The organism is Pararhizobium sp. IMCC21322 (assembly GCF_030758295.1).
GTDB lineage: Bacteria > Pseudomonadota > Alphaproteobacteria > Rhizobiales.
Genome location: NZ_CP132335.1, coordinates 3915924 through 3933773 on the forward strand (window position 1 = coordinate 3915924; position 17850 = coordinate 3933773).

Below are 17850 nucleotides of genomic sequence, written 5' to 3' on the forward strand. Positions count from 1 at the left end.
TAGATCGAACAAGGACGGCGCATAATGCGCCGTCCTGATGAATCGTAACCAGGGTAGAGACCCTGGAAATGCCTATTTGGCAGCTTCAGCTTCTTTAGCGTAGGCAAAGACAGCGTCAAAAACGCCTTGGGCGTCGAATTTGTCTTTGTTGGCTTCAATCCACTCGTCCCAAACCGGCTGACCGGCGACTTCCCGGAATTTGGCAAGCTGTTCTTCCGAGTAAACAATTTTTTCCATTGTCTCTTCAAAGATCGGAAGATTTTTTTCGTCCTGAGCTGCGTAGGATGCAAGCTCGGTGTCCATCACAAGATCACGATTATCCATCAGGAATTTCTGATATTGCGGTGGCAAAGCATCGTAGGATTTTTTATTGAACACCCAACCGCATTCAGACGTGCCTGGTGCCAGATTGCTGGTGTACCAGTCGGCTTCGTCAGAGATTTTGAAAGCCACGTGAGCGTAAGTGTACGGGAACGCCGCTGCATCCAGCGCGCCGCGCTGAAAAGCTGTCGAGGTTTCACCGGCAGGCAATGTCTGCTTTACAGCGCCCAGTTTTTCCATGGCCGTACCAAGCCCGCCTCCGGCACGCACCCGAAGACCGTCCCATCCCTCAAGGCTTGTTGGCGCAGGGCCTTTTCCAAGAATTTCGTACTGTGGAAGCAAGCCGGAGACATATGGCATGGCGTTCCATTTTTCCATGTCAGCAATAATTGCCGGATGTTCAAACATCTTTGAACGCACATATTTATCAATTTGCGGATCCCCTAGCGGCAGGAATGGCAGTGAAAACACCATCCATGCAGGGTTTTTACCCGGATGATAGAAGTTGCAGATGGCGGCGCCCTCAAAGGCATTCAGTTTGATTCCGTCCAGGTTTTCGCGATTGCTGGACAATTGTGCACCATAGAAGATTTTGATCTCAAAATTTCCATCGGTCTCTTCCATGGCTTTCTTGGCCATGGCTTCCATGCCATCGGACAACGCTCTTGGATTGCCCCACATGGAGATTTTCCAGAATACTTTTGGTCCGTCAATCATGGCTGCATTTGCAGCACTTGTGGTCACCATTGCGGCTGCAGCTGCAGCCATCAAAAATTTGGAACCTGTTCGAAAATAGCTCATAATGATCCTCCCAGTTTATCATTTTGTGCGGTTCCTGAATTGAACCCCAACAACCAATTTCAGGGACACTATGGTTGATTTCGAAATATTCAGCAATAAATAAACGGTATTTTCCTGTAATTATCAAAATTGTCGATTTTTCTTGCACCGAACTGACCGGTTCGGTTAATGCTAGAGAAACACTGGCTTTCGACAAGAGCTTCATTGCTCTTTCAATCACACTCGTGATCATCAACTGGGAGGATGAATTATGCATTTCACATCACTTATCCGGACTGCAGCGATAGCCGCTGCCATGGTCCTGACCGCAGGTTCAAGCTATGCAAATGAATTGCGCATCGGCACGGCAAGTCAGGGCGGTGCATTCTATCCGGTGGGTCAGGCAATCTCGTCGCTGGTCAATAATTATGCCGATGGTCTGACCATGGTCCCGGTCGTAACAGCTGGCTCTGTCGGCAATCCGCGCCTGATCAACAGTGGCGAGGTGGATATTGCCATTACAAACAACAATCTGTCTGTTCTGGCTAACAAGGGCGTTGGTCCTTACAAAAAAGCAGGCGCAATGAACTTGCGGGCCATTGGCTCGCTGCATTTCAGCATTCTGCATATGATGACACTGGACGGGTCTGACATCAGCACCATTGCGGATCTGAAAGGCAAACGGATTGCAGTCGGTCCTGCCGGTGGCGGAACCATTCCATTTCTGGGACAAGTGCTTGGCCTTGCGGATCTGACAATCGATGACATTACGCCGAGCTTCCTGTCTTATGGGGACGGTTTCAGCCAGTTGGCTGACGGCAATGTTGATGCAGCCTTTGCGCTGAGTGGCTACCCAGCCGGTGCTGTCATGCAGGCCCAGGCCAACAAAAAACTGAAGTTCATTCCGATTACCGAAGAACAGATGGCCACAGCCTTGGGAAAATACCCCAACTACAATGAAGTGGTCGTTCCAATGGCAACTTATGGAACAGACACTGATGGCAGAGTGCTTGGCGTCAACAACATGCTGATCGTCGATGCAGGCATGGATGAGGACGTTGCCTACAAGATCACAAAGGCAATCTACGACAATATGAATGAATTCCGGGCTGAAAATGCCTATGCGAAACAGATCGTTCCAGAAGCATCGCTGGAGCTGAAAATTCCGCTTCATCCAGGTGCAGCGAAATACTTCGCTGAATAAAAGCCCTCATCTGACCAACCAACATTTCTTGCGGATGAAAGCCTGTCTTCCATCCGCAAGAATTTATCAGGCTCCTGACGGAATGGAATGACGCCATGGACAGACTGTTCAAACACGCGATTCTGATCGTGGCATTTGTGGTCGGGCTGTTCCATCTGCTGAACGTTGCTGGCCTTCTCGTTCTGTCGACCCGGGACATCCGCGTATTTCATCTGATGATGATGCTCGTCCTGCTGTTCCTCACAAACCCCACCCTGCCAAGATTTGAAGACGCGTTTTTTGACAAGATAGTGCGCCTCGGCCTTGTGTTCCTCAGCTGCGCCACGAGCCTTTACATAATGTCGCGCTGGAAAGACATTGCCATGAGTGGCGGTGAAACCGAGGCGCTGGATGCCTGGGTTGGGCTGCTGCTGATTGTTCTGGTATTGGAGGGCGCGCGACGAGGCGTTGGCCTGGTGCTGTCAATTATCTGCCTCGCCTTTTTTACCTATCCATTCTACAGCGAATTCCTGCCCGGCGCACTGGCCAGTCGCGGCTACAGAGTCACGCGCATGTCGGAACTTCTGACCACCACCTCTCAGGGTATTTACGGCATCCCGTTGGGCGTATCAGCCACTTACATCATACTTTTCTCGATCTACGGATCATTCCTGAGCGTCTTTGGTGCTGGCGACTTCTTCTTCCGTCTTGCCAACCGGCTGACTAAAAACATGCGAGCGGCAGGCGCAAAGACCGCGGTCATCTTCAGTACATTGCTTGGCATGATTTCCGGCTCCGCCGCAGGCAATGTTGCAGTGACAGGTACCTTGACCATTCCGATGATGAAGAAGGAAGGCTACGCGCCGCATCAGGCCGGTGCCATTGAAGCTGTCGTATCGACCGGTGGACAACTCATGCCACCAGTTATGGGTGCCGCTGCTTTTATCATGGCCGAAATCGTCGGCATTCCATATTCCGACGTCATGCAAGTTGCGATTATTCCCGCATTGCTGTTTTTTACCTCACTGTTTTTCGTGGTTCATTTACGCGCTGCCAAGAGCAATATCCAGCCGCTGGAACAGCCAGAAGACGATGATGAACCGCTCTGGATGATCATCGTCAAAGGTGGCCAATACATCATTCCATTCGGCACGCTTATTGCCATGATGCTGAACGGGTTTTCGCCCTTCAAAGCGTCATTCTATTCCATTCTGGTGTTGCTGGTTTTGCATGTTGTCTGGGAGCGCCGCATTTCATTCGAGATGGTGCGCAAATCGGCAGAAGCCATTACCGAAGGGGCCAAAAGCGTTATTCCAATCGCGATTGCCTGTGCCGCTGCCGGCATCATTGCCGGCACACTTGGCACCACCGGCCTTGGTTCCAAAATCTCCGGTCTGATCATTTCAGCTTCCGGAGGATTCACATTCCTGGCCTTGGTGTTCACCATGCTGACCGCCATTATTCTGGGTATGGGTCTGCCAACCACGGCGGCCTATCTCATTCTGGCAACAGTGGTTGCCCCCGCTCTTGCGAAAATGGGCGTGCCTTTGCTGACTGCCCATTTGTTCGTATTTTTCTATGGCTGTGTGTCCACCATAACGCCTCCGGTGGCATTGGCGTCCTATGTGGCAGCGGGCATAGCTAAAGCCAACATCAACAAGGTTGGATGGACGGCCTTTGCTTATGGCATCACCTGCTACATTCTCCCCTTCATGTTCTTCTACGGCCCTGCGCTGCTGATGCAGGGACCCTGGAGCGAGATTGTATTGGCGGTTATCAGCGGCGGCTTTGGTGTTTTCTGCATTGCCGCCTTTGTGGTTGGGCAGTTCCGTGCACCGCTGATCTTGCCAATGCGTGTGCTTGTTGGCTTGGCTGGAATTGCTTTGCTGCATCAAGGAATTCTCACTGATGCTATCGGCCTTGCAGCCATAGCTGTAGTCTGGACACTCACCAAACCTGCTCAAGTTTTGAACACCTAGAAAGGAATTGTCCATGTCGCAGAAATTCAGACGCGTCGTTACCGGCCATGATGAGAACGGCGTCGCAACCGTCATTTCTGATGAGGAGGCAAGCTGCATTCTGAGCCGCCCAAACCGCCCCGGCGTCACACTGATTAATCTGTGGATGAACGACAAGACACCGGCGGCAATGGAACTGCATGGTGACCCGGTCACCGGGCCCCTCATCCTGCATCCTCCGAAAAATGGCTCCGTGTTTCGCATTGTTCAGTTCGATCCGGAAGATCCGGAAGTTTTGGCTAAACTGGATGGAAAGTCAGCCTTTGCCGAAATGGGTGCGGGCGCAAACATCGTGGAAAATGCCCGCCATCCCTTTATGCATCGCACGGATTCGCTCGACTATACGGTGGTTCTGAGCGGCGAAATTTACATGATGATGGATGAAGACGAGTATCTGCTGAAGGCAGGCGACACAGTTGTTCAACAGGGTACGAACCACGCCTGGTCCAATCGCGGCACCGTACCATGCCTGATCGCATTCATTCTGGTTGATGCTGAAAAATAGGCGAAAGCCAAGCTTACGCATACCGGTTTGGAACACACCGATCAGCGCTGCCAGACTTGCCGCTGCGCATGAAAAAGCCTAGGCCATAGACCCTGTGGGTCTGACAAAGGCAAGAGGCATCAATGAGCGGCAAGACATTTGGAAAATGGGACTTCTGGATCGATCGCGGCGGCACCTTCACCGACATCGTGGCCCGAAAACCCGATGGATCGCTGCAAGCTCACAAGCTGCTTTCCGAAAATCCCGAGCAATATCGTGATGCTGCCATACATGGCATTCGAGAGCTCATGGAAGTCGCGGCCAACGACGCCATCCCCGCCGATCAAATAGCCAATGTAAAAATGGGAACAACGGTTGCCACCAACGCGCTGCTGGAGCGCAAAGGTGAGCGCACTTTGCTGGTGATCACCAAAGGGTTTCGCGACGCATTGGAGATTGGTTACCAGGCCCGCCCTGACATTTTCGCAAGAGAAATCATCAAGCCCGAATTGCTTTATGAAGCAGTTGTGGAGGTGGATGAGCGTATTCGGGCCGATGGCGCGGTTGAAAAGGTCCTTGATCAGGCCAGCGCCCGGCAAGATCTGCAGTCTGCATTTAACAGCGGCATCCGCTCAATTGCGATTGTGCTGATGCATTCCTGGCGCGCGCCAGAGCATGAGCAGTTTTTAGCCGATATCGCCCGGGACATTGGATTTTCTCAAATATCCGTCAGCCACGATGTGTCGCCCTTGATGAAACTGGTTGGACGCGGAGATACCACAGTGGTGGACGCATATCTGTCGCCGATCCTGCGGCGTTATGTGGACCAGATTGCAAGCGAGTTGAATATTGGCGCTGGCGACACACGACTGATGTTCATGCAGTCCTCCGGTGGCCTGACAGCTGCAGACATGTTTCAGGGAAAAGATGCAATCCTGTCCGGGCCTGCTGGCGGTGTGGTTGGCGCGGTGGAAACTTCGGCGCTGGCGGGACATCACAAGGTCATTGGCTTTGACATGGGTGGCACATCAACCGACGTCTCACATTATGACGGACAGTTGGAGCGCGCTTTTGAAACTGAAGTCGCCGGCGTGCGCATGCGCGCACCGATGATGATGATCCATACGATTGCCGCAGGCGGCGGGTCCATTCTGCATTTCGACAAGGGCCGCTTTCAGGTCGGGCCTGATAGTGCCGGGGCCAATCCTGGACCGGCCTGCTATCGGCGCGGTGGTCCACTAACGGTGACCGATGCAAACGTAATGCTTGGCAAATTGCGACCAGAGTTCTTTCCAGCTATTTTTGGCGAAACAGCGGACCAGCCCTTGGATATTGAGGCCGTCCGAACAGGCTTTGAAACTCTTGCAAACGAAATCGGTGATGGTCGCTCTGGGGAGGAAATTGCGGAAGGGTTTTTGCAGATCGCCGTTGAAAACATGGCGAACGCAATTAAGAAAATTTCAGTTCAACGCGGCTATGATGTCTCGGACTACGCCTTGACCTGCTTTGGCGGGGCTGGCGGCCAGCATGCTTGCGCCATTGCCGACACGTTGGGCATGGAAACCGTGATCGTCCATCCATTCTCCGGAATTCTTTCCGCTTATGGAATGGGGCTGGCGGACATTCGTGCAAACCGTAATAAAACCATTGCCTTGGAGTTGAACCCCGACTCTGAATCAGAACTTGAAGTTGCTCAGAAATCACTTGAACAACAGGTCCGCAATGAGATGATCCGGCAAGGCGTGGAAAGCGCCGAAACCCAAATCAACAGTTTTGCCCACATCCGTTATGATGGAACGGACAGCGCCATTCCCGTTCGCTTGACAAACAGCGACCAGATGCGTTCGGAATTCGAGACAGCCCACAAAAAGCAATTCGGCTTTGTTTTTGAAAATAAAATTCTGGTTGTCGAGTCCCTTGAAATCGAAGGCGTTGGCGGCGGTGCAGAAATCGACGAAGCCGATCAACCATTGTCAGAACAATCTGCGCAGATGGACCGGCAATTCGATGTCTTTGTCGGCGGCGCGATACAAAGCACAGGTATTTATCCGCGCGCCAACCTTGCTCATGGAAACAGCATCAAAGGCCCTGCCCTTATTATCGAACCGCATCAGACCATTATGGTCGAACCGGGCTGGACGGCCCAAATCAATATCAAGAACCACGTCATTCTGAACCGCACCGACAAGCTGGATCGCGGCTTTGCCATTGGAACCGAAGCAACCGACGGCGGCGCGGATCCGGTTCTGCTGGAAATTTTCAACAATCTGTTTATGTCCATCGCCGAGCAAATGGGCGTAACGCTGCAGAACACGGCCTATTCGGTAAACATCAAAGAGCGGTTGGATTTCTCCTGTGCTGTGTTCAGTGGCGTGGGCAGCCTGATTGCCAATGCTCCACATATGCCAGTGCATCTGGGCTCAATGGACCGGTCGGTCGAGACTATTATTCGGCTCAATAAAGGTGCGATCAAACCTGGAGACGTGTTTGCACTCAACGCCCCTTACAATGGTGGCACCCACCTCCCGGATATTACGGTCTGCACACCTGTTTTCGATGAAACCAACAGCTTTGTCCGCTTTTGGGTCGCCAGCCGCGGTCACCATGCCGATGTCGGCGGGTCAGCCCCGGGTTCCATGACACCGCTTGCCACCAATGTGGATGAGGAAGGTGTCCTGTTTGATAATTTCAAACTGGTCGATCAGGGAGCGTTTCAGGAAGAGGCTCTGGTCCGCTTGATGACAGACCACCCCTACCCCGTTCGCAACATTGTCCAGAATGTTGCAGATCTGAAAGCTCAGATCGCGGCCAACGAAAAGGGCGTGCAGGAACTTGCGAGAATGGTGGATCAGTTCACGCTTCCGGTCGTGGAAGCCTATATGCGCCATGTTCAGGACAATGCAGAAGAAAGCGTGCGCCGGGTTATTGAGGTGCTGAAGGATTCCAGCTTTGAATACAAAACCGATCAGGGCGCTGTCATCAAGGTCAGGATCACGGTAGATCGGGAAAAGCGCGAAGCCACCGTTGATTTTACCGGAACAAGCCCGGTGCAGGAAACCAATTTCAATGCACCGGAACCTGTGACACGTGCCGCCGTATTATATTGTTTCCGCGTGATGGTGGATGGAGACATCCCGATGAATGCGGGCTGCCTGAAGCCCCTCAACATCATTATTCCGGATGATTGCATGCTGCGGCCAAGCTACCCCGCTGCCGTTGTGGCGGGTAATGTTGAAACCAGTCAGCATGTCACCAACGCCTTGTTTGGTGCGCTGGGTGTGATGGCCGCGTCACAAGGTTCCATGAACAACCTCACCTTTGGAAACGACATCTACCAGTATTACGAAACAATCTGCTCCGGCTCTCCTGCCGGGCGCGGCTTCAATGGCACATCCGGGGTTCATGTCCATATGACCAATTCGCGGCTGACAGACCCGGAAATTCTGGAATTCCGTTTTCCAGTCTTGCTGGAAGATTTTCATATCCGCAAGGGGTCGGGTGGAAAAGGCAAATGGACAGCGGGCGATGGCACAAAACGCACAATTCGCTTTTTGGAAGAAATGGACTGCGCCATCCTCTCCTCTCACCGAACCATTCAGCCCCATGGGCTGGAAGGCGGCGCGCCGGGAGAACTGGGAAGCACCTTTGTGAGGCGGCTTGATGGACAGATTGAAGAACTGAAAGGCTGCGACCAGACCATATTGAAAGCCGGAGAAGCGGTCACGATTATCACGCCCACGGCCGGTGGTTTTGGGGAAAGCTGATCACTACCTGCCAACTAAGGCTTGCACCCCAAATTGAAATGACCTAAAGATATAAAGATATTGTTATATCATTTGGAAAGACGATGCGGGAACCGAAAACAATTGGGTTGGATCAACTGGTGGAAGCGCTGCGCGGCGCTGGCGAAACCACACGATTGCGTCTGTTAGCCCTGCTGCAAAGCGGTGATCTGACGGTCAAGGATTTGACGCAGATTCTCGGTCAGTCCCAGCCTCGGGTGTCTCGTCATTTGAAGCTGCTGGTGGAAGCCGAATTAATCGAACGCTTCCCCGAAGGCTCCTGGGTCTATTACCGCCCGTCAAAAAGCGCTGTTGGCCTGACCACACAAACCTTGCTGGAGACGCTCAACCCTTCAGACGGTGTTCTGCAACGGGATCAGGAGCGGTTAGCCGAAGTCAAATCCCGCAATGCGGAAAGTGCGGCACGCTATTTTGCCCAAAGTGCGCAACACTGGGACAAGATCAGAAGTCATCACATATCAGAGCAAGCTGTTGAAAAAGCCTTGCTGGAGCTTGTCGGCGAAAAACCGTTTGGTACGCTTTTGGATGTGGGAACCGGCACCGGTCGTATGCTGGAACTCCTGCAAAATCATTATGCCGATGGCGTTGGCATTGATTCCAGTCTGGAAATGCTGGCCGTCGCGCGCGCCAATCTGGACGCCAGTGGCACATCCCATGCGCAGGTCCGTTTTGGCGATATTTTCAACCTGCCCGTAGCCCGCAACACATTTGATGTTGCAGTGGTCCATCAGGTTCTTCACTTCCTTGATGATCCAGGACGGGCTATAAAGGAAATTGCACAGGCATTGCGTCCGGGTGGACGCCTGCTGATTGTTGATTTCGCGCCGCATGAACTTGAATTCCTGCGCAACGAGCACGCCCACCGCAGGCTTGGGTTTGACGAAGCGCAAATCGCAAATTGGGTCGATGAGATCGGTCTTGATCTTATCTCAACGACGCATCTGGCCCCTGAAAAGCCACGTGCCGAAGCCTTGACTGTCAATATCTGGCTTGCGCAGGATCCACGTATTCTAATGGCCGGTGACACAGCCAATGCCCTATCAACCATCAATCCGGAAACAGTCTGATGTCCATTGTAGCAAACCTTCGATCCCATCAGAAACGCGCCAAACGCATTTCATTCGAGTTTTTCCCGCCCAAATCGGATGCAGGTGAAAAACAGGTCTGGTCGGCAATCAACCGGTTGAGCCTGTTTGGCCCATCCTTTGTGTCCGTCACATATGGTGCCGGTGGCAGCACCAGAGAGCGCACACACCGCACAGTTGCTGAACTCGCGAAAAACGCATCCATGCGCCCTGCTGCACATTTGACCTGTGTCGATGCGACGAGAGACGAAGTCGATGCCGTGGTGGATGGCTACGCCAAAGCTGGTGTGAAACACATTGTTGCCTTGCGCGGAGATGTACAAAACGGTGAAAGCCATTTCGTCCCCCACCCGCAAGGATACCAGAACGCGGCTGATCTGGTGGGAGGCATCTCGAAACGTGGTGATTTTGAAATTTCAGTCGCCGCCTATCCTGAACGCCACCCGGACAGCCCTAGCTGGGACCATGAGCTGGACAATCTGAAACGGAAGGTTGATGCAGGGGCTAACCGCGCCATTACGCAATTCTTCTTCGACAATGATCTGTTTGAAGCCTTTGTCGAGCGGGCGCGGGCAGCGGGAATTTCAATTCCAATCGTCCCGGGTTTGCTCCCGGTCTATAAATTCTCACAAACCCGCTCTTTTGCAGAGCGTTGCGGCGCTAACGTACCGTATTGGCTAAAACTTGCCTTCAATGGTCTGGATGATGATCTGGACACACAAAGACTGGTCTCTACCGCTATCCTTGCCGAGCAGGTTTTTGATCTGGCCGAACGCGGTTTCGAGGATGTGCATTTCTACACATTGAACCGCTCGGAAATCGTGTTTGCGGTGTGTCATTTGATGGGCCTTGGCCCGGAACTTCAGGCCGTGGAAACCGATACTCAGGCGGCCTGATATCCAATCACGTTCAAATTTGAAAACAGTGAAAATGCCCAACCGCTTTTCTGTGCTTTGATCTATTAGATCGGCAGCACTTAAGCGGCACCTCCCAATTTTCTGGCTGAAACGACAAACCTGCTTCTCATCAACTTGAGATCAGGCGCGTTTGTGCCGCCCACACCATCCGGACTGACCCATCCGGGGGATATTGCAGGACGCTGTCATGGTCCACTCTGGTTTTGGGGGAAAACCAAAAATGGAAAAGATCATGAACAAATCAAAATCCACAAGCGCCATACTGGCACTGGCGGTCGCTTTGCCAAATTTCATCACGCCAGTGATTGCAGCGCAAAACACCGGCGCAACTGTTATGCCTGTCGCGGAAAAGCGTGTAGCGCCAACGCAGAAAATGCAGACCAAGAAGGCAGAGCCTGCTGAACTCAAAAAAATGCTGAACGAGGAACTTGAGAGAATGACACCTGCTGAAAAAAAGCAGATTGGTCAGGCAAGGATCAACCAGCTCAAAGCTCTTACCGGAGATGAGATCGCACGCGGCGGATGCTTTACACAAGGTGTCGGTTGTCAGGGAACCAGTGGTTTTACCAGCGGTGTGCTCTGCTGCGTGATCATAAGGACCGGTATCTAGCCATTCCCTTTGACGATTTATGCGCCGCCGAAAGACCGCAAGCAGTTTTATTGCCGGCGCATGAAATCCTCTTGGCTCGTTGTGAGGTCAGGCGTCTTGGCGCTGGCCGGGCGAGCGTACCAAAAACCTGGACAAGAAGATGACCTCCCAAAGCAATGCTGAGAATGTGAGTTTCGCAGAATGTGAACGACACGCATCATGGGAAGTTTTTTTTGACGATGCATTTGCCAGCTCATCTGCGCAGGAACGCTATTCGCTACCTGGGGAAGGACGTGAATTCGCCCACGTTGCATGGCCGCTCATTGAGCTGTCGGCAAAACCAATCGGTCAAAAAATCACAGAACTTTGGCGACTCGAGATTATTGCCCCCGAAAACATAAGCTCCATTTACGCTGCGATGGTCGCCACCCTTTGGGAGAGTATTTTTTCCAAGGTGTCGCGTTGTATTGTCATGGAATATGCCGCCGCGCAATCCACTGGCCTGCTTGATACAGACAGCGGCAGTGACAGCTACGCGATGTTTGCTGAATGCCTTCAGGATACGGAGTTTTCTGAAGCGCTCTTGAAACGCAATCCCCACCTGTGTGAATTGACGAGTGTCATATGCCAGAATTGGCGTTCCGCTTCATTGGAGTTTCTTGAGCATCTACATGCTGATTGGGGCACTCTCAAGCACCATTTCTCCTGTGCGCCTGACGATAAAATCACGTCCATCCAATCCTCATTGGGCGATACGCACCGCCACGGACGATCTGTTAAGATTGTTGAATTCAGCAGCGGGCAGAAACTGGTCTATAAGCCACGCAGCCTGGCAGTTGAGGTGCATTACGGGCGTTTTGCATCCTGGTTCAACACCGCTGCTGGCGAAGAAATGATACGCTATGTTGATGCGTTGAATATGGAGACACGCGGCTGGTGCGAACACATTGATCATCTGCCTGTTTCAGATGCAGATGGTCTTGCAGACTACTTCAAGCGGCTTGGGGCATTAATGGCCGTAGCGCGCGTGCTGGGGCTAACCGACCTGCACAGTGAAAACCTGATTGCACAGGGCGATTGGCCCGTCATCATTGATCTTGAGACCCTGTTTCACCCGTTGGCTGGAGACCTGCGTCCGGATGACACCCAACCACCCGCCTCAAAAGCTCTGCGCAAAATCCATGACAAATCTGTTGCCGCAACAGGGCTCCTACCCATTCGCAAGGCCTTGTCGAATGCGCCTGACAAAGCAATCAATCTGGCTGGAATGTCCGACACGGCAGGCCAGAAGACACCATTTGAGGTGCCAATGTGGCACAATGCCGGATCCGATGAGATGCGGCTGGTGGAAGAGCATCAAACACTGACAGGCGACGCCAATGTCCCGGTGCTGGATGGTCAGAGAATCTCTCCCGAGCGGTATTTGGCACAGGTAATGGAGGGCTTTCGTAAAGCATATGCCATTCTTGAAGATAATCGGGAGACGCTGCTGGCAGCAACAGGCCCGCTTGCAGACTTTGGTGACGACCCGATACGCGTCGTCATTCGTGCAACCCAAACCTATTTGTTCCTGTTGGCTGACGGATCACATCCTGATCTTCTGGAAAGTCGGGAAAAGAAGGAGAGCTGGTTCAGTAATGCGCTAAAGGAAGCAAACCAGTCTCATATTCTGACAACACTGCGCCAGTCTGAAATGGCCGCCCTTTGGCGCAATGACGTTCCCTATCTTGAAACAACGGTGAACAGCCAGGATATCATGACATGCGACGGTCAGTTGATGGAACAAATTTTGCCACGGACGGGCCTGGCAATCACCCAAGAGATTATTGCCGAATTGGGTCCTGAAGATCTGCACCGCCAATGCTGGTTGACAGAAGTCGCATTGACGACGGCGGATCACCCGAAAGGGTTCCCGATTGCATCTACGAACAGCCACTCCTCCGGAAAGCTGCCTCAAAACGGCGTTCAAGAAGCTGCATTGGCGATCGCGCATCGCGCCGCAATGGATATTTGCGAGCACGCGATTATCACAGATGGACATGCAACATGGATGACTGTGCAGGAAGGGAGCGGTGGCGCTTTAACAGCCCAGTTAGCCGGTCTTGATCTGTATAGCGGCCTGCCGGGCATTGCTCTGTTTCTATCACGTGCCGGCCGCGTGCTTGATGATGCGCATATTCAGACAGTTGCGAAGGCAGCAGCATGTGAGCTTCTGTCTGCACTCTCCTTGCAAAAAAACACCGAGATGACAGTTGGCGGTTTTTCCGGAACCGGAGGCTTGTTTTTTGCGCTTCACATTTTGGCCAATGAACACCCCGAGCTTGAGTGCGCTAAAGCCAGTCAGCAGATATTGTCGAACATCACCACCGTGGGGCTTTCTGCAGCATCTTTGGAATTGGTTGACGGTCTGGCAGGGCTGCTGCTCGGAGCCGGGCATATTCAATCCAGTGGCCCACTTCAAAGATCGATCTGCTACGAGATAATAAACAGGCTTGAGCAGGCGATTGAGAACAGGGGGTCAGTTCATCAGCTATTTGCCGCCACAGGAATGGCACATGGTGTTGAAGGTTTGCAATTCGCATTGGCCCGATCAAGCCAAAATAACGACCACGAATTAAAGGTATTATGCGCTAACGCTCTTGGTCTGCTCAAGGAGCATGTACCAGCCGCGCCCGAATTTGAACTGAAAAACATCCAGGAAGCGCCAATTGCATGGTGCAACGGTCTCACCGGAAATCTGTTCGCAAATGATGTAAGCGGGCAGGAACACGCGGAAACAATCGCTCGGGAACTGACTGCAAGACTGGAAGCGCAAGACTACTCAGATGACAGCCTGTGTCACGGTGCGATGGGCGCCCTTCAGGCACTACAGCATATGGTGCCCGCTCTGCCGGACGGCAATGCAGGCGAAATCGGAAGGCTGACAGAAATCGTCCTGACACGGTTGATGAAGAATGGCGCACAATGCGGCACCATCAATGGCGTTTTTTCCCCTGGCCTGATGGACGGCATGGCAGGCATCGGCATGGCAGCGTTGGGTATTGCAAACCAGCAGCCAACATCAGTGATACCACTCATGTCATACAATTCCGCGCCAAGAGCAACCAGCCGAGCGATAAGGCCATGAGAGTATCAATCATCATGATGTTAGCGGTTTTTTGGGGCCTGGTAACCATTACAGCGGACAAACAGGCAGGGGCAGCGGCCTGCAATCCCCTCACGGTCACGAGCAGCGGCACGGCAACGTCGCAGCGTATAGCTGTACGCAATGCAAAAGTATCGTTGATGGCACAATTGGAGGATCTTTATCCAGGCGAGTTCAGATCAAGAATGATGGGACCAGTTGAATATGACTGCAAGAACCCATTATTGTGGCGGTGCGCGGCCAAGGTGAAAATCTGCAACTAGCGGATTGGCAATCCGCCACCTTGTTAAATCAGGGCCTGCACTCAATTGGGAAGCGTCTGTGACATGAGCATCCAAGCCCCCGTATTGCGGCTGAAAAGACCGTCTGAAATGCAGCCCTTCCGGTGGTCTGTTTTTCTGTTTTCACTTTGTGTGTCCGGTTCAGTCATGTTTGTGGTCGGGCTCACCATGGACAATGGGTTACGCGTGTTCGGCATCGGAATTTCGTCCTGGTTCGACTCCTTGTGGGACTCGTTTCTCGGCATTTTTTTCGCGACCTTCATTGCACCGTTATTCTGGCGCATTGGACTGGTCACATTTCCGCAATATCTGCTGGGCGCTTTTGCCTTGGCTGCGCCCATAACAATCGTATCGGTCTTGGTACTGTCGCGGTTTTATGATGTCAGAATTGAAGTGCCGGGGATTAATTCTTCAGCGTTTCCCGATCAATCATTCGCTATTTCCGCCTATGTCAGGCTTATCCGCGCCGTTGTATTTATTCCTGTTTTTCTCTGGGTGTTTTACTGGGTTTTTCACATTTGTTTTGGAATGGCGCCCAAGAGCTTCAAGCATGACTGAATACGGCAAAAAAGCAGCGTCCATACGGTTTTCTCCGCAACTTCCCAAGAAGATATTTCTTCTCAGCCAGGCAGACCGTCCTGCTGAAATTAAACTGGCGCTACTTGAATCAGCGGTTTTTGACGGTTGGATAGGTATGTTGATTAACATCAACACGGCCATATTTGTCGGGTTGATTGCCGTCACCGCAGGATTTGGCCCAATAGCTTCACTGACATTTTTGACCGTGCAAATCATATTCACGATTATCGGCACCGTCATTTTGCTGTTCCTGCAAATTCGGCAGCAATCCAATCGTGCGGTTCAATCAAATATCGCGGAGCGGCTGATCATCTTTGCAGATTTGCTTGTGATGTTCGGTTGGGGATTTTGCATATTGTTGTTCATGTCGCCGCTGATCTATGAGCGCATGCTTCTGATCATAGTCTTGACGACGGCTGCGGGCATCGGCTCAGCGACTTTGAATTCGCGGCTTCTGCCTGCATTGATTCTGGGCCGCATCATTCTTTTTCTGCCCAGCATTGCGTATTGTTTCTGGGAGCAGCCCCCGTTCTGGGGCCTTCTGATTTGCACCTTGCTGTTTGCAACAATTGTTTCGATCGGCATTGGCTACGCCATCCACATTCAGCACCTCAACGAAGCCAATCTTGCCTACAAATTGCGGGAAACCAGCGTGTTGCTTGAGCAACAATCATTCGCATTGGAGCGTTCGCTTTCCCAGGAAAATCAAGCGCAGGAGCGCGTGCTTAAGGAGACAAAACTTCGGGAAAGCTTTTTGCACTCGATCAGCCATGATCTCAGCCAGCCATTGAGTGCCCTTGGTCTCCACCTCAACAATCTGGCACATCAGCGCCTGCCAAGGGTTGCCGACGCTTCGACTGCTGCTGCCCAGCAGTGCCTGCGTTCGGCAAAGGGTCTTATTGAAAGCGTTTCGCAGTTGGCGTGGATCAAGGAAAACCTGCCTGCCCCGAAGCTTGAGAGTACAGATATTCATGCTCTGATCAGCAGGCTTGTGGACGAGTTGCGTCCGGTTGTCGAAGATGCAGGGTTGCAACTGACATATGTGCCCACATCGGTATTCGTGCGCGCTGATCCGGAGTTCCTGGAGCGGGTTCTGCGCAATCTCGCTTACAATGCGGTTCAATATACAGCCAAAGGGCGGATTTCAATTGGTGTCCGGCGACGCCCGGGAGGATTGGCTGAGATCATCGTCGCCGATACTGGACTGGGTATATCGCCCGGTGAGCAACAACACATATTCAACGCATTCTATCAAATCGATGATCTCAGGGTGCGCCAATCCGGCAATGTCGGGCTGGGGCTTTCCATCGTCAGCGACTTGGTGAGCGCAATGCATGGCCGAATAACGCTTCAAAGCCACGAGGGCAAAGGCTCCCGATTTGGCGTTGTACTGCCTCTAGCTGCAGACACATCACAACTCCAGAGACAGGAATCCGAGGGTTCAGCAGCCGTCACAAACAGCGCCAGTTTGACCAAACAGCGTATATTGCTGGTAGAAGATAGCCTGCAGTATCAAACCAGCATCGCGGCCATGATTCAAAGTCTTGGTTACAACGTCGAAATCATTGGCGATCGATCTGAGATCATGGGCGTTTCGGATGACCAGCTGAAAAACTGTGATTTTCTGATTGTGGATTTTGATTTGGGTGGGGGCCTGACAGCTTTTGATTTCCTGGCCCGGAGCTCCTCAAATCTGATGCCAAAATGTGTGATCATTTCGCAATATGCCAATCCAGACATGATACTTCACATCAAGGACCAGGGCGGGCGCTTTCTAAAGAAGCCATTTATGTCGGAAGACCTGGCAATGGCCTTGCGTGTTGTTGAAAAAAGCTGGCAACGAAACGACGACAGCACTGTCAGCTAAGCCCGTGCGAACGCGCAAAATCTATCGCTTCAATACGGTTTGCGACATCGAACCTTCGATAGATATCTCGCAGATGGGACTTTGTTGTTTCCGGTGAGATTGTCAACAGCCTTGCGACTTCCTTGTTTGACAGGCCCTTTGACACGAGAACGAGAATCTCCAGTTGCCGGGGCGTCAGTTCAAACCGTTTCGCCAACAAGGTGGTGGCAGGCGTCACATTGGCTGGAATCTTGCCGTTCAAAAGCGATGAAACAGCATCGACCAGAACGAGTGGATCCACTGCTTTGCTAAGAAAAAGATCTGCACCTGCATCCAGGGACTGACTCTCGTCAGATGGATTGATAGAGGCGCTCACAATGAGTATTTTGCAGGCTGGCAGATCGCCGGATAACTGCGCTATGAGGTCCGGCACATTGCATCCCGGAACATAGAAATCCATGATGACAAGATCGGGGCTGTTCGCAGAATCCTGCAACGCCTTCAATAACTCGCCAGCTTCATCAAAAGCCTTGCAGTCAATTTCATCGCTAATTGAGCCCAGCAAGAGCTTTAGTCCCGTCAAAAACAGCTTGTGGTCATCGAGCACAAAGACGGATTTCATAGCAGTACCTTTGGTCAAAATCGGAAAATCAAATCAAGTGTATTGCCCGTACTGGAAGTAATGCCTTCTAAACCAGGCACGGTCCAGTTGGAATGGAGCTTGAGCTTCTAGAGCATGATTTGGCAATATATAGGCAGACCATCACTTATTTCGAAGACAGTACAGACAGATTGTTTCCATTCAAGAGACAATGTGTT

Annotated in this window: 12 protein-coding genes; 10 read left to right on the plus strand and 2 right to left on the minus strand. The window is 52.1% G+C overall.

The window, feature by feature from the left end; translation table 11 throughout:
• Positions 1-72 precede the first annotated feature (72 nt).
• On the minus strand, positions 73-1122 hold the full coding sequence (locus RAL91_RS18515; RefSeq protein ID WP_306257729.1) for a C4-dicarboxylate ABC transporter substrate-binding protein: 1050 nt from the start codon (positions 1120-1122) through the stop codon (positions 73-75).
• Between the two features lie 250 nt (positions 1123-1372).
• Here RAL91_RS18515 and RAL91_RS18520 point away from each other — a divergent pair, with 250 nt between their 5' ends.
• The 10 genes from RAL91_RS18520 to RAL91_RS18565 all read left to right on the plus strand — a co-directional run bounded on the left by RAL91_RS18520 (position 1373) and on the right by RAL91_RS18565 (position 17052).
• Entirely contained in the window at positions 1373-2305 is a 933-nt protein-coding gene (locus RAL91_RS18520; protein WP_306257730.1) for a TAXI family TRAP transporter solute-binding subunit, read from the plus strand.
• A gap of 95 nt (positions 2306-2400) precedes the next feature.
• A complete protein-coding gene (locus tag RAL91_RS18525; RefSeq protein WP_306257731.1) occupies positions 2401-4263 on the plus strand; it encodes a TRAP transporter fused permease subunit in 1863 nt (620 codons plus the stop codon).
• A gap of 13 nt (positions 4264-4276) precedes the next feature.
• Positions 4277-4807 carry a cupin domain-containing protein gene (locus tag RAL91_RS18530; RefSeq protein WP_306257732.1) on the plus strand — a complete coding sequence of 177 codons (531 nt, stop codon included), beginning with the start codon at positions 4277-4279 and terminating at the stop codon, positions 4805-4807.
• A gap of 122 nt (positions 4808-4929) precedes the next feature.
• Positions 4930-8550, plus strand: coding sequence for a hydantoinase B/oxoprolinase family protein (locus RAL91_RS18535; protein WP_306257733.1), 3621 nt, complete (start codon positions 4930-4932; stop codon positions 8548-8550).
• An 83-nt stretch (positions 8551-8633) separates the two neighbouring features.
• A complete protein-coding gene (locus RAL91_RS18540) occupies positions 8634-9656 on the plus strand; it encodes a metalloregulator ArsR/SmtB family transcription factor (protein WP_306257734.1) in 1023 nt (340 codons plus the stop codon).
• The gene (gene metF / locus RAL91_RS18545; protein ID WP_306257735.1) at positions 9656-10570 is read left to right on the plus strand and encodes a methylenetetrahydrofolate reductase [NAD(P)H]; all 915 of its coding nucleotides are present in this window, start codon (positions 9656-9658) and stop codon (positions 10568-10570) included. The genes RAL91_RS18540 and metF overlap by 1 nt, the downstream gene beginning before the upstream one ends.
• Positions 10571-10823: 253 nt before the next feature.
• Positions 10824-11201, plus strand: coding sequence for a hypothetical protein (locus RAL91_RS18550; RefSeq protein ID WP_306257736.1), 378 nt, complete (start codon positions 10824-10826; stop codon positions 11199-11201).
• 139 nt (positions 11202-11340) lie between these two features.
• Positions 11341-14307 carry a type 2 lanthipeptide synthetase LanM gene (gene lanM / locus RAL91_RS18555; RefSeq protein WP_306257737.1) on the plus strand — a complete coding sequence of 989 codons (2967 nt, stop codon included), beginning with the start codon at positions 11341-11343 and terminating at the stop codon, positions 14305-14307.
• 344 nt (positions 14308-14651) lie between these two features.
• A complete protein-coding gene (locus tag RAL91_RS18560; protein WP_306257738.1) occupies positions 14652-15164 on the plus strand; it encodes a hypothetical protein in 513 nt (170 codons plus the stop codon).
• Positions 15157-17052 (plus strand): hybrid sensor histidine kinase/response regulator, encoded by a 1896-nt coding sequence (locus RAL91_RS18565; RefSeq protein WP_306257739.1) that lies wholly within the window; start codon positions 15157-15159, stop codon positions 17050-17052. The genes RAL91_RS18560 and RAL91_RS18565 overlap by 8 nt, the downstream gene beginning before the upstream one ends.
• Here the strand turns inward: RAL91_RS18565 and RAL91_RS18570 are convergent.
• Positions 17045-17653: a response regulator transcription factor gene (locus RAL91_RS18570; RefSeq protein ID WP_306257740.1), complete on the minus strand. Its 609-nt coding sequence runs from the start codon at positions 17651-17653 to the stop codon at positions 17045-17047. The genes RAL91_RS18565 and RAL91_RS18570 overlap by 8 nt on opposite strands.
• Between the last annotated feature and the right edge of the window lie 197 nt (positions 17654-17850).

Bases quoted from the DNA above. Each gene is read 5' to 3' on its own strand.
- RAL91_RS18515 (WP_306257729.1), bottom strand. From the start codon at position 1,122: ATGAGCTATTTTCGAACAGGTTCCAAATTTTTGATGGCTGCAGCTGCA.
- RAL91_RS18520 (WP_306257730.1), top strand. From the start codon at position 1,373: ATGCATTTCACATCACTTATCCGGACTGCAGCGATAGCCGCTGCCATG.
- RAL91_RS18525 (WP_306257731.1), top strand. From the start codon at position 2,401: ATGGACAGACTGTTCAAACACGCGATTCTGATCGTGGCATTTGTGGTC.
- RAL91_RS18530 (WP_306257732.1), top strand. From the start codon at position 4,277: ATGTCGCAGAAATTCAGACGCGTCGTTACCGGCCATGATGAGAACGGC.
- RAL91_RS18535 (WP_306257733.1), top strand. From the start codon at position 4,930: ATGAGCGGCAAGACATTTGGAAAATGGGACTTCTGGATCGATCGCGGC.
- RAL91_RS18540 (WP_306257734.1), top strand. From the start codon at position 8,634: ATGCGGGAACCGAAAACAATTGGGTTGGATCAACTGGTGGAAGCGCTG.
- metF (WP_306257735.1), top strand. From the start codon at position 9,656: ATGTCCATTGTAGCAAACCTTCGATCCCATCAGAAACGCGCCAAACGC.
- RAL91_RS18550 (WP_306257736.1), top strand. From the start codon at position 10,824: ATGAACAAATCAAAATCCACAAGCGCCATACTGGCACTGGCGGTCGCT.
- lanM (WP_306257737.1), top strand. From the start codon at position 11,341: ATGACCTCCCAAAGCAATGCTGAGAATGTGAGTTTCGCAGAATGTGAA.
- RAL91_RS18560 (WP_306257738.1), top strand. From the start codon at position 14,652: ATGAGCATCCAAGCCCCCGTATTGCGGCTGAAAAGACCGTCTGAAATG.
- RAL91_RS18565 (WP_306257739.1), top strand. From the start codon at position 15,157: ATGACTGAATACGGCAAAAAAGCAGCGTCCATACGGTTTTCTCCGCAA.
- RAL91_RS18570 (WP_306257740.1), bottom strand. From the start codon at position 17,653: ATGAAATCCGTCTTTGTGCTCGATGACCACAAGCTGTTTTTGACGGGA.